Annotated in this window: 4 protein-coding genes; 3 read left to right on the top strand and 1 reads right to left on the bottom strand. The window is 64.3% G+C overall.

Annotation, left to right across the window (positions count from 1 at the left end; translation table 11 throughout):
* Nucleotides 1-334 precede the first annotated feature (334 nt).
* The 3 genes from NWV16_RS18305 (at nucleotide 335) to mnmH (ending at nucleotide 13,097) form a co-directional block, all read left to right on the top strand.
* The gene (locus NWV16_RS18305; RefSeq protein ID WP_260520198.1) at nucleotides 335-10,861 is read left to right on the top strand and encodes an autotransporter-associated beta strand repeat-containing protein; all 10,527 of its coding nucleotides are present in this window, start codon (nucleotides 335-337) and stop codon (nucleotides 10,859-10,861) included.
* A gap of 98 nt (nucleotides 10,862-10,959) precedes the next feature.
* Entirely contained in the window at nucleotides 10,960-11,994 is a 1,035-nt protein-coding gene (gene selD, locus NWV16_RS18300) for a selenide, water dikinase SelD (protein ID WP_260520197.1), read from the top strand.
* A complete protein-coding gene (gene mnmH, locus NWV16_RS18295) occupies nucleotides 11,994-13,097 on the top strand; it encodes a tRNA 2-selenouridine(34) synthase MnmH (RefSeq protein WP_260520196.1) in 1,104 nt (367 codons plus the stop codon). The genes selD and mnmH overlap by 1 nt, the downstream gene beginning before the upstream one ends.
* A gap of 138 nt (nucleotides 13,098-13,235) precedes the next feature.
* Here the strand turns inward: mnmH and NWV16_RS18290 are convergent, their stop codons facing one another.
* Nucleotides 13,236-13,910, bottom strand: a complete 675-nt coding sequence (locus tag NWV16_RS18290) for a histidine phosphatase family protein (protein ID WP_260520195.1) — start codon at nucleotides 13,908-13,910, stop codon at nucleotides 13,236-13,238.
* Nucleotides 13,911-13,996: the final 86 nt, after the last annotated feature.

The raw sequence follows: 13,996 nt of genomic DNA, 5'->3' as shown, positions 1-13,996 counted from the left end.
GACTCGCAAACGTTTGCACAAGCCGTACCAATTCCTGCAAAGCGCTGAATTCGCGATCAAATCATCGAATTATCTGGCGCCTCGGTCAGGTACACGCGCCGTGGTGTCTGGAACAAGCCAAACCCTTGTTCATAACGGCTGGAAGTATCGCCGCAGAGCCTTATCGCCCAAAAGTATTAACACTATTTAATCAATGCCCCATCGCGGGGCATCTACTAGCGTGTGTCTGGAACAGACGGTTTATCTGATGACCGTCATACGCTTGATACGCGTGTTGGAGCTTGCCGCCGTTGCACGCCCTCAAGGAAGAAATCGGCCACGAAAGGAGTAACCCGTGGAAGCAAGGTCTGGTGTCGCCCTCGTTTCGCGTTTTTCCCCACTTTCCCTTGCTGTGCATCTGAGCATTGCCGGATTTCTGTTCGGCGGCGTCAGTGCACCGGCGCTTGCAACCTGTTCCACTGCTGGATCCACGGTGACCTGCACCGGGGTGCCGAGTCTGCCGCTGTTTCTCAATGACTTCAGCAGTGCCAGCAACGGCCTGACGGTCAACGTCAACTCGGGCGCGCAGATGAACGCGACGCTCGGCGGCAAGGTGCTCAATCTGACGGGCGTCAACATCAGCCTGAACAACTCCGGCACCATCGACCCGGCATTGCTGGGCCTGGTATCCGTGCTCAGCGGCGGCGCGTTCATCGGAACGGGCGCCTCCAGTACGGTCAGCGTGCTCAACAACGCCAGTGGCATCATCCGCGGCACCGGCATGCTGCTCGGCCTCAACCTGACCAGCATCGATGGCCTGGGGATAGGGGTCAATAATGCGGCGGCCGGCACCACCAACATCACCAACAACGGGACGATCACCTCGACCGGTCTGTCGGTGGGCGGGATCACCCTGGCCGATACGCCGGTGGTCGGTGTGTATGGCGGCTCACAGGTCGTCATGACCAACAGCAGCACCGGCACGATCAACGGCCGGGTGGCCTTCGAGACATCGGCGGCGGGCAATACCTTCACCAACGCCGGTAACATCACCGGCAGCGTGTCGATGGGGGCGGGCAGCACCAACACGTTCTACGCGATCACCGGTTCGAGCGTAAACGTCGGCGACGGCGTGCAGGTCACTGTCGGCCTCGGCGGCCTGGTCGGTATCAACCTGACCTTCGCCCCGACCGGCACGATCGATGGCGGTTCGGGTGGCACCAATACCCTGATTCTGCAAAACCCTATCGGTGTCGGCGGCGGCACCACCGGTTCAGGCACGGCGTCCAGCGCCACCTATGTCAACTTCAACAACCTGACCCTCAACAGCGGCACCTGGACCCTGCAGGGACCCTTGGTCAGCGGGGCGACGACCCTCAATGGCGGCGTCGCGCTGTTCAATGACAATGGCGCGTTCGGCAGTGGTGTATTGACCTCCAATGGCGGCATCCTCCAGGCCAGCAATGCCGGACTGAACATCAGCAACCTGATCTCGCTCGGTGCCGGTGGCCTGACGGTGCAGGGGACCAACCCCACAACGCTCAGCGGCGTGCTGTCCGGCAGCGGCGGTTTGACCAAGATCGGCAGCGGCCAGCTCAACCTCAACGGGGTCAATACCTACACCGGCAGTACCGTGCTCAATGGTGGCGTGGTGCAGGTGGGTAACAACCAGGCCCTCAGTACCGGCGGCATTACCGTGGGCGGCGCTTCGAGCATTTCGGCCTCGGGCCCGATTTCGTTGAGCAACGCGATCACCCTCAACAGCACATTGACGGCGACCGGCACCGGGGCCCTGACCCTGGGCGGGCTGATCAGCGGCGCCAGCGGCCTGACCAAGACCGGCAGCGGCAGTCTGACGCTCAACGGCGCCAACACCGGTTACAGCGGCACCACAACCCTGAGTGCCGGCACTTTGCTCGTCGGCAACAACAACGCTCTGGGCACCGGGGTGCTCAACACCGCCACCGGCACCAGCCTGGACAGTACCGCCAACGTGACGCTGGCCAACAACATCGGCATCACCGGCGCGTTGAACGTACTCGGTGGCAACGCCCTGACCCTGTCCGGCATCCTCTCCGGCACCGGCGCGATTACCAAGAGTGGCACGGCCAGCCTGACCCTGACCGGCAACAACACCAACAGTGGCACCACCGCGCTCAACGGCGGCACCTTGCTGGTCGGCAGCAACACCGCCCTGGGCACCGGCGTGCTGAATGCGGCGGCGGGTACCACGCTGGATGCGACCACGGCGGTGACCCTGGCCAATGCGGTGGCGCTGGCGGCGGACCTGACCATCGGCGGAACACAGGCACTGGGCCTGAGTGGGGTCATCAGCGGTGCCGGTAACCTGATCAAGAACGGCACCGCAAACCTGACCCTCAGCGGCAACAACACTTTCTCCGGCGGCACGACACTGAATGCCGGGACGCTGATTGTCGGTTCCAACACCGCGCTGGGCACCGGCGTACTGACCACGGCGGCGGGCACCACGCTTGACGCCAGCACCACCGTCGCGCTGGGCAATGCCGTCGCCCTCGGTGGCAACCTCAACATCGCCGGCAACGCCAACCTGACCCTGGGCGGCGTGGTCAGCGGCAACGGCGGGCTGACCAAGAACGGCGCGGCCAACCTGATTCTCAGCGGCGCCAACACCTTCCTCGGCGGTACCACGTTGAATGCCGGCACCCTGACTGTCGGCAATGCCGGCGCACTGGGCAGCGGCAGCCTGACCGTCGCCGGCGCCGCGACCCTGGACAGCAGCACCGCCGTCAGCCTGGGCAACGACGTTGCGCTCAACGGCAACCTGAGTATCGGCGGCAGCAACGGCCTGACCCTGGGCGGTGTCATCAGTGGCGCCAGTCAATTGATCAAGAACGGCACCGCCAACCTGACCCTCAACGGCGTCAACACCTTCACCGGCGGCACGGCACTCAACGCCGGCAGCCTGACCGTCGGCAACGCGGCGGCTCTCGGCACCGGCACGCTGACCGTGGGCGGCTCGGGCGGTTCGCTCAACAGCAGCGCCAACGTCACGCTGAACAATGCGATTGCCCTCAACGCCAACCTCACCGCCGGGGGCGCCAACCCGCTGACCCTTGGCGGCGTCATCAGTGGCGGCAGCAACCTGATCAAGACCGGCGCCTCGACGCTGAGCCTGACCGGCAACAACACCTACACCGGCAATACGGCGTTGAATGCCGGGACGCTGAGCGTGGGCTCCAACACCGCGCTGGGCACTGGTGTACTCAATGCGTCAGCCGGTACCACGCTGGATGCCAGCACCGCGACAAGCCTGGCCAACAACGTCAACCTCGGCGGCAACGTGACCCTCGGCGGCAGCAATGCCCTGACGCTCAACGGTGTCGTCGCCGGTGTCGGTGGCCTGATCAAAAACGGTCCGGCCGATCTGGTACTCAACGGCGCCAACACCTACTTCGGCAACACCGCGTTGAACGTCGGCAAACTGATCGTCGGCAGCAACACCGCGCTGGGCAGTGGTGCCCTGAATGCGGCCGCCGGCACTACGCTGGATACCAACGCCGCCGTCAGCCTGGGCAACCAGGTCAACCTTGCCGGCGCGCTGAATGTCGGTGGCAGCGCCGACCTGACCCTCACGGGCACCGTCGCCGGGGCCGGCAGTCTGGTGAAAAACGGTGCGGCCAACCTGAATCTGAACGGCACCAATACCTACATTGGCGGCACCACCCTGAACGCCGGTAGTGTGACCGTCGGCAACAGCTCGGCGCTGGGCACGGGAGCCTTGACCGTCGGCGGTGCCGCAACGCTCGACAGCAGTTCCTCGCTGGCCAGCCTGGCCAACGCGGTCGTCCTTAACGCAGCGCTCAGTGTCGGCGGTACCCAGAACCTGACCCTCGGCGGCGTCGTCAGCGGTGCCGGTCAGTTGATCAAGAACGGCGCGGCCAACCTGACACTCAATGGCAGCAACACCTTTGGCGGCGGCACCACACTCAATGCGGGCACGCTGACACTGGGCTCGGCCGGTGCGCTGGGCAGTGGCGGGCTGACCGTCGGTGGTGCAGCGACGCTGGATAACAGCAGTCCGCTGAGCGTCGGCAACAACATCACGCTCAATGCCGACCTGACCGTGGCCGGCAACAACGCTCTGAACCTCAGCGGGGTGATCGACGGTGCCGGCAGCCTGATCAAAACCGGCCTGGATGACCTGGCCCTCAGTGGCACCAACACCTTCACCGGTGCGCTGAACATCCTCTCCGGCAGCGTCAGCACCCTGACCAGCGGCGCACTCGGCAATACCTCCGGCGCCAACATCAGTGCCGGCGCGAGTCTGAACCTCGGCAGCAATGCCAGCCTGAACGCATTGAGCGGCAGCGGCAGCGTGCAGATCGGTGGCGGCAATATTCTGACCGTGGGCGGTGTGAGCAGCACCAGTAGCTTTGACGGTGATCTCAGTGGTGGCGGCGGCCTGACCAAAGTCGGCACCGGCACACTGAACCTCACCGGTACCAACGGCATCACAGGCAACACCAACGTCAATGGCGGTACGCTGAATCTCAGTGGTTCGCTGGCCAGTGCCCAGGTCAACGTCAACAATGGCGGCACTCTGACGGGCAGCGGCTCGGCCCTGGGCGCGATGACCATCAATAATGGCGGCCATCTGGCGTTGTCTTCGGGCAACACCTTGTCGGCGGCGTCGCTGGTACTCGCTGCCAACAGCAACGTCGATGCGAGCCTTGCCACGCCATCGACCACCTCGCTGATGAACATCGGCGGCAACCTGACACTCGGCGGCAATCTCAACGTCACCGATGCCGGCGGGTTCGGTGTCGGTGTCTATCGCTTGTTCAACTACACGGGGGCTCTGACCGACAACGGCCTGACCGTGGCCGGTGTGCCTGTGGGTTATGGCCTGGGCGATCTGGTGGTGCAGACCTCGGTCGGTAACCAGATCAACCTGTTGGTGTCTGCGCCGAACGCCAATATTCGCTTCTGGGACGGCAGCCAGACGATCCCGAACGGTACGGTCGATGGCGGCAGCGGAACATGGGATGCCGTCAACACCAACTGGACCAACGTCAACGGCACGCTCAACCAGACCTGGGCCGGCGACTTTGCGGTGTTCCAGGGCACGGCGGGCACGGTGTCGGTCAACGGCACGCAACTTTTCACCGGGATGCAGTTCCTGACCGATGGCTACAACGTGGTGAATGGCTCTGCGGGTCTGCTGACCGCGGTCAACGGCAGCGGTGGCACCACCGCGATGCGGGTCGATCCGGGCGTGACTGCCACGGTCGGCGTGAACATTAACGGCAGCGGGATTCTCAACAAGCTCGACAGCGGTACCCTCGTACTCAATGGCGCCAACAGCTACACCGGCGGCACACAGCTGGACGGCGGCACGCTGGTGGTCGGCAGCAATACCGCGCTGGGCAGCGGTGCGCTGATCGCCAACGCCGGCACGCAACTGGACAGCAACACTGCGGTGACCCTGGCCAACGCCGCCACACTGAACGGCAATCTTACCGTGCTGGGCAGCAATGCCCTGACCCTCAACGGTGTCATTTCCGGCACTGGCAGTTTGATCAAGAACGGTGCGGCCAGCCTGACCCTCGGTGGCAACAACGCCTTCCTCGGCCCGGTGGCACTGAATGCGGGCGGTCTGATCCTGGCGTCGAACGCGGCGCTGGGCTCGGCCACCCTGAACGCGGCGAACGGCACCACCCTGGATGCCGGCGCGGCTGTCAGTGCGGGCAACGCGATCAACCTGGCAGGCAACCTCGGCGTGGTCGGCAGCAACGATCTGACACTCAGCGGAGCGATCAACGGTGCCGGCAGCCTGACCAAGAACGGCGCGGCCAACCTGGTGCTGAGCGGTGCCAACAACTTCCTCGGCGGCATCACCCTCAATGCCGGTACCCTGACCGCCGGCAGCAATGGGGCCCTCGGTCTGGGCAACCTGACCGTGGCCGGCGCGTCGTCGCTCAACAGCAACACCGCGGTGTCGCTGGGTAACAACGTGGTGCTCAACGCCAACCTCACCAACACCGGCAACAGCGACGTGACCCTTGGCGGCGTGGTCAGCGGCAGCGGGGCACTGATCAAGAATGGTGCCTCCAACCTGACCCTCAATGGCATCAACACCTACAGCGGTGGCACCACGCTGAACGCCGGCACCGTGACCCTCGGCACCTCGGCGGGCCTGGGCTCCGGTGCGGTGACCGTAGCGGGCGCGTCGACCCTCGACACGACGGCGCCGCTGGTGCTGGCCAACAACCTCAACGTCAATGCCAACCTCAGCGTTGCGGGCAACAACAACCTGACCCTGGGCGGCGTGATTGCCGGGGCAGGGACACTGACCAAGAACGGTCTGGCCGACCTGACGCTGACCGGCAACAACACCTTCAGCGGCACCTTCGACGTACAGGCCGGCAGCCTCACCACCCTGGGCAACTCGGCGCTGGGCAGCAACGCCGGGGTCAATCTCGGCAATGCCGCAACGCTGAACCTCGGCGGCTCCGGCAGCCTCGCCAGCCTGACCGGCAGCGGTACGGCGCTGATTGGCGGCGGCAACACCCTGAGCATCGGCGGCAACAACGCCAGCAGTATTTTCGACGGCGTGCTCACTGGCACCGGCGAACTGAGCAAACTCGGCACCGGCACCCTGACATTGACCGGCCTCAACAGCCTGACCGGCAACACCACGGTCAACGCCGGGACCCTGAGCGTCAACGGCTCGCTGGACAGTGCCAGTGTGCTGGTCAACAGCGGCGGCACCCTGACCGGCGGCGGCTCGCTCGGCGGGGCGGTGACCGTGGCGGACGGCGGTCATCTGGCCGGTGCCACAGGCAGCACGCTGTCGGTGAACTCGCTGGTATTCAATGCCAACTCCAACTTCGATGTCGGCCTCGGCGCACCGGTTTCCGGTGGCGGCAACGCGCTGGTCAACGTCGGTGGCAACCTGACGCTCGACGGCACGCTCAACGTCAGCGACATCGGCGGCTTTGGCAGCGGCGTGTACCGGTTGATCAACTACACCGGCGGCCTGACCGACAACGGCATGCTGATTGGTAGCGTACCGGGCAGCGTCACGCCGGGCGACTTGACCCTGCAAACCGCACTGGCCAATCAGATCAACCTGCTGGTCACCGCACCCGGTGTCACCGTTCAGTTCTGGGACGGCAACCAGCTCGTCGCCAACGGTTCGGTGGATGGCGGCAGCGGCACCTGGGGCACCGGGACCACCAACTGGACCGACGTCAACGGCACCACCAACCAGGCCTGGACCAACAATTTCGCAGTGTTCCAGGGCACGGCCGGCACAGTGACTGTCAATGGCGCGCAAACCATCACCGGCATGCAGTTCGTCACCGACGGCTATAGCCTGCAGAACGGTACGGCGGGTTCGCTGAATCTGGTCAACGGTTCGCTGGGCAACGCCACCGTGCGGGTCGACCCGAACGCGACGGCGACCATTGGTGTCGCGCTCAACGGCGCCGGCACGCTGGGCAAATACGACACCGGCACCCTGGTGCTCAATGCCGCCAACGGCTACACCGGCGGCACCGCGCTCAACGGCGGCAAGCTTGTGGTCGGCAACAATGCGGCCCTCGGCACTGGCGTATTGACCGCCGCCAACGGCACGGCGCTGGACAGCAACACCGCCGTCAGCCTCGCCAACGATGTATTGCTCAACGGTGGGCTCACCGTCGCCGGTTCCAACGCACTGACTCTCGGCGGTGTGGTCAGCGGTAGCGGCAGCCTGATCAAGACCGGTCCATCGAGCCTGACGCTCAATGGCAGCAACTCTTACAGCGGCGGTACCCAACTCGCCGGCGGTACGCTGATTCTGGGCAACAACAGCGCGATCAGCAGCGGTGCGCTGAATGTATCGGGTAACGGAACGCTCGACAGCACCTCGGCGCTGCAACTGGCCAACGCCATCAACCTGGGTGCGCAACTGACGCTGGCCGGCAACCAGAACACCACGTTGATCGGCGCGATCACCGGCAGCGGCAGTCTGGTGAAAAACGGCAGCGGCGACCTGCTGCTCAGTGGCGCCAACACCTACAGCGGCGGCACCACGCTCAACGGCGGCAGCACCCGTGGTGACACCAGCAGCCTGCAAGGTGCCATCGTCAACAACGCCGCGCTGACCTTCGAACAGAACAGCGACGGCAGCTATACCGGCAATCTGACGGGCGCCGGCAGCCTGACCAAAACCGGTACCGGCGCCTTGCTGCTGACCGGCAACAACACCTTCACCGGCAATACCTCGGTTCAGGCCGGTTCGCTGAACGTCAATGGCGTGCTCGACAGTGCCAGCGTCAATGTCGCCAGCGGCGCGAAGATCGGCGGCAGCGGCCAGTTCGGTGGGGCTGTGCAACTGGCCAACGGTGCGACCCTGCTGGGTGGCGGCAGCGCGACGCCGTTGTCGGTCGGCTCTCTGGCACTGTCTTCGGGGACGAATCTGGACTTCACCCTCGGCTCGGCCGCCAGCTCCACAACCGTGGTCAACGTTGCCGGCAACCTGACCCTTGACGGCACGCTGAACATCACCAACTCCGGCGGCTTCGGCACCGGTGTGTATCAACTGTTCAGCTACGGCGGTACGCTCACCGACAATGGTCTAGTGTACGGCAGCCTGCCGGTCTCGGCCGCCAACCTGACCCTGCAGACCGCATTGGCCAATCAGGTCAACCTGCTGGTACAGAACACGCCGGGCGAGGTGCAGTTCTGGAACGGTGGCAAGACCAACCCGGATGGCAGCATCGGCGGCGGCAGCGGCGTGTGGGGGCCGGGCACCAACTGGACCGACCCGACCGGCACCCAGGCACTGGGCTCCAACGGCCAGTTCGCGGTGTTCGGCGGGCAGGGCGGTACGGTGACCGTGCAAGGCAATCAGAACTTCACGGGGCTGCAATTCCTCGTCAACGGTTACAGCCTGGTTCCGGATGCCGGCGATACGCTGACACCGGTCAACGGACCTGGCGGCACGCCGGCGCCAATCCGCGTCAATGCCGGCGCCACCACGCAAATCGATGTGCCGTTGATTGGCACTGGCGGAATCGAGAAACTCGACTCCGGCACCCTGATTCTCACCGCAGCCAACACTTACAGCGGTGGCACCACCGTCAGCGGCGGTACGCTGATCGGTAATACCACCAGCCTGCAAGGCAATATCGTCGACAACGCTTCGGTAGTGTTCCAGCAGAACACCGACGGCCAGTTCAACGGGCGTCTCAGCGGCGTTGGCGCCCTGGCCAAACGTGGCGCGGCGCGGTTGCTGTTGACCGGCGACCAACCGTTCAGCGGCACCGTGTCGGTGGATCAAGGCGTGCTGCAAGTCGGCAGCCGTGCGGCACGTGCTTCATTGGGTGGCCAAGTGACCGTCGCCAACGGCGCAGCCCTGAGCGGTAACGGCAGCGTCGGTTCTGTGGTCAACCACGGTGTAGTGGCCTCCGGAGGCGGCGACGGGACCCTGAGCGTGGCCGGCAACCTGACCAACGCTGCCGACGGTGTGCTGGCCCTGACCGTCAGTTCGCCAACCGCGACGCCTCTGGCTGTCGGCGGCACGGCAGCCCTGGGCGGCGGCCTGCAAGTGAACAGCCTGGCGCCGTTCACCGGCAACACCGTGTATTCGCTGATCACGGCCGGTGGCGGAGTGAGCGGCACCTTTAGCGCAGCCGATCTGCCGCAGTACGCGTTCCTCGACACGGCGCTGGTGTACAGCCCGGACGCGGTGAACCTGGTGGTCAGCCGCAACGGCAACTCGTTCGCCGATGTCGCCGCCACCCGCAACCAGCGCAACACCGCCTCGGCGTTGATGCGCAACGGTCCGGCGGGCGCGGCGTTGCAGAACGAAATCGTCAACCTCAGCGTGGCCGGTGCGCGTCACGCTTTCGACAGTCTGTCCGGGGAGATCCATGCCAGCACCGCCAGTGCGGTGCTGGAGGATTCGCGCTTCGTACGTGAAGCGGTCAATGATCGTATGCGTCAACCGACGTGCAGCGCGTCGGACGATCCACGCCGCACGCTGGCCCCGAGCGATACGCAACTGAGCAGCAACGGCTGTCACGGTGAAATGGTCGGCTGGGCCCGTGCCATCGGCGCGTGGGGCGACATGGGCGGCGACAGCAACACGGCGAAAGTCGATCGCAGCCTCGGCGGTTTCATGCTCGGCACGGACAAGCAACTCGACGATCAATGGCGTGCCGGTTTGGCAGCGGGCTACACCCGTGGCAACCTCAACGCCCATGACCGCAACTCCGATGCCAAGGTCGACAGCTATCACCTGGCGGCGTACCTGAGTTCGCAGTTCGATGCCCTGGCCGTGCGCCTCGGCGCGGCCTACAGCTGGCACAGCATCGAGACCAAACGCGACGTCAACGTCGGCAGCTACAACGATCGCCTGAAGGCTGACTACGATGCCCGCAGTGCGCAGGTGTTCGGTGAAGTGGGGTACGCCATCAATGCGGCGGGCGTAGCCATCGAACCGTTCGCCGGCCTGGCCTACGTCAACTACGACAGCGACACCGCCAAGGAAAAAGGTGGAGCAGGGCGCCTGAAGGGCGATGCCGATCAGGACATCACCTACTCGACCCTCGGTGTGCGCATCGGCAAGTTGGTGACCCTGGCCAACGGCAGTCAACTGACCCCGCGTGCGGCGATTGGCTGGCGGCATGCCTACGGCGATACCAAGCCTGACGCTGACCTGACCTTCATCGACGGCGGCGCGTCGTTCAGCACCCAGGGCGTGCCGATCGCCAAGGACAGTGCGTTACTTGAAGCCGGCGTGGACTTCCAGATCAGCCCGACCGGCAAGCTTGGCATCGGCTATTCGGGCCAGGTGTCCAGCGACAACAACGACAGCGCAATGACCATCAGCTTCAGCCAGAGCTTCTGATCGTGGTCGAAGCACTTTGACCGCCCGCAAGGGCGGTTTTTTTTGCCCGGCAATCCCCTCTGCTAGAATCCGCCCCATTCCCAGCCAGAGGTTGCCCCATGAGCGAGCCCATCCGTCTGACCCAATACAGCCACGGCGCCGGCTGCGGCTGCAAGATTTCGCCGCAGGTGCTGGAGGTGATCCTTGCCGGCAGCGGCGCACAGAATCTCGATCCGAAACTGTGGGTCGGCAACGCATCCCGTGATGATGCAGCGGTGTATGAAATCGATGCCGAACGCGGTGTGGTGTCGACCACCGATTTTTTTATGCCGATCGTCGATGACCCGTTCGATTTCGGCCGGATCGCCGCGACCAACGCCATCAGCGATATCTATGCCATGGGCGGTGACCCGTTGATGGCCATTGCCATCCTCGGCTGGCCGGTGAACGTGCTGGCACCGGAAGTGGCGCGTGAAGTGATTCGCGGCGGGCGGGCAGTGTGCGATGCGGCGGGCATTCCCCTGGCCGGTGGCCATTCGATCGATGCACCGGAGCCGATCTTCGGTCTGGCCGTCACCGGACTGGTGGAAAAGCGCTTCATGAAGCGCAACGACACCGCCACCGCAGGCTGTCTGCTGTACCTGACCAAACCGTTGGGCATCGGCATCCTTACCACCGCAGAAAAGAAGGGCAAGTTGCGTAACGCCGACATCGGCGTGGCCCGGGACTGGATGTGCACGCTGAACAAGCCCGGCAGCCGTTTCGGCAAACTGGCCGGCGTCACCGCGATGACCGACGTCACCGGTTTCGGCCTGCTCGGGCATCTGGTGGAAATGGCCGACGGCAGCCACCTCACCGCGCGCATTGCCTATGACCGCGTGCCGCGTCTGGACAGCGTCGAGTACTACCTCGAACAGGGCTGCGTACCCGGCGGCACCTTGCGCAATTTCGACAGTTATTCGAGCAAGCTCGGGCGCTTGCAGGAGCTGCACAAGCGCGTGCTGTGCGATCCGCAGACCAGTGGCGGTCTGCTGGTGGCCGTGACGCCGGAGGGCAACGCCGAATTTCTCGCCGTGGCCGCCGAGCTGGGCCTGGAGCTGGCGCCGATCGGCGAACTGGTCGAGCGACAGACCCACGCAGTCGAGGTGATTTGATGCTCCGCGACTGCACCGACTACCGCGACATTTTCCTCAACGACCGGCCGCTGATGGATGCCCGTGCGCCGGTCGAGTTTCACAAGGGCGCGTTCCCCGGTGCGATCAACCTGCCGTTGATGAACGACCTCGAACGACAAAAGGTCGGCACCTGCTACAAGCAGCATGGCCAGCAGGCGGCCATCGAACTGGGCCACCGTCTGGTGTCCGGTGCGGTGAAGGCCGAACGCATCGAGGCCTGGGCCGAATTCGCCCGGGCCCATCCCGACGGTTATCTCTATTGTTTCCGGGGTGGCTTGCGCTCGCAGATCACCCAGCAGTGGCTCAAGAGCGAGGCCGGGATCGACTATCCGCGTATCGGTGGCGGCTACAAGGCCCTGCGCAATTTTCTGATCGACACCCTTGAACAAGCGGTGAACCAGTGTGATTTCGTGCTCTTGGGCGGGATGACCGGCACCGGCAAGACCGAACTGCTGGTGCAGTTGCGCAACAGCCTGGATCTGGAAGGTCACGCCAACCATCGCGGTTCCAGTTTCGGCAAGCGCGCCACGGGCCAGCCGTCGAACATCGACTTCGAGAATCGCCTGGCCATCGACATCCTCAAGAAGCGCGATGCCGGCATCGGCCAGTTCGTGCTCGAAGACGAAAGCCGGGTGGTGGGCAGTTGCGCGCTGCCGCTGCCGTTGTATCAGGGCATGCAGCACTACCCGATGGTCTGGCTGGAAGACAGTTTTGAAGACCGGGTGCAGCGCATCCTGCGTGATTATGTAGTGGATCTGTCGGCCGAGTTTTCGGCGGTGCATGGCGAGCGGGGCTTTACGCTGTTTTCCGAACGCTTGCTCGAGAGCCTGAACAATGTGCAGAAGCGTCTGGGCGGCGAGCGCCACCGGCGGATGCTGTCGTTGATGGAAGACGCCCTGGCGGAACAGGGGCGCAGCGGTTCGGTGGATTTGCACCGGGGCTGGATCGAAGGCCTGCTGCGCGAGTATTACGACCCGATGTACGTGTTTCAGCGCGAGAAGAAGGGCGCGCGGATCGAGTTTGCCGGGGAGCAGAAAGCAGTCCTTGAATATCTGCACGATCGCGTGAATCAGAAGGCTTGATGCGTTACTCCGCGGCCTTTTCGCGGGCAAGCCCGCTCCCACACTGGAAATCCGCTGAACCCGCCATTTGAGTTCAGCACAAGAAGGGATTTGGGAGCGGGCTTGCTCGCGAAAGGGGTAGATCAGACGGCGCAAAACTCAGGTCGGGCACGTGACCTTGCCATTGTCCAGCCCCTGTTTGTAGCTGTGGCTCTGCAGGCTGGCCTTGCCGTTGTGCCAGGTCAGGGTCAGCACATACAGCGAGTCGTAATCGCTGGATGCCCAGTCTTCGGTGATCTTTTGCTTCTCGCCCACGGCCTTGCCCGCGACCTTGTTGATCAGCTCGGGCAGGTAGCCGTGGGACCACGCCGTGTAGATGGTCGAGTTGTGGTACTTGTCGGCAATCAGTTCCCGGGCCAGGTCGCTGGTGTCGTTGGCCGAAAACTCGATGTTCACCGGCAGGCCGAGCTTGATGGCGGCGGGGCTGATGGTCATCAGGGGGCGGATGTAACTGTAGGCGTTGTCCAGCTCGCCTTCCTCGACATTGCGCGTCGGGTTGGCGGCAAACACATAGTCGGCCTTGCCGAACTTTTCCGGCAGCAGGGTCGACAGTTCGATGGCGCGGTTAAGGCCCTGGCAATTGAGCTGGCCGAGCCCGCCGGCGGGTTTTTCTCCGTGGCGCAGGAAGATCAGGGTCTGGGTCCCGTCCACCGGTTGCGCGCGGCTTTCGCTGGACTCGAGGGACAGAAACAGCGCGCTCATTGCCAGCAGCGAGGGCAGGGCCACATAAGCGCGATGTTTGAAGCGTCTGGCGACTTTCATCAGTTTCGTCATGAGATAAAGGTTCTTCAGTCTGATCGGTTAAGGCTGACAAACCACTGCACCACGGGCCGCCGGCGCCGGGTGTATTCCCTGTCTTG

Origin of the sequence: Pseudomonas sp. BW7P1 (assembly GCF_024981055.1) — a bacterium.
Taxonomy (GTDB): Bacteria; Pseudomonadota; Gammaproteobacteria; order Pseudomonadales; family Pseudomonadaceae; genus Aquipseudomonas; species Aquipseudomonas bananamidigenes.
This window is presented reverse-complemented; position numbering and strand designations above follow the sequence as displayed.

Bases quoted from the DNA above. Each gene is read 5' to 3' on its own strand.
- selD (WP_260520197.1), top strand. From the start codon at position 10,960: ATGAGCGAGCCCATCCGTCTGACCCAATACAGCCACGGCGCCGGCTGC.
- mnmH (WP_260520196.1), top strand. From the start codon at position 11,994: ATGCTCCGCGACTGCACCGACTACCGCGACATTTTCCTCAACGACCGG.
- NWV16_RS18290 (WP_260520195.1), bottom strand. From the start codon at position 13,910: ATGACGAAACTGATGAAAGTCGCCAGACGCTTCAAACATCGCGCTTAT.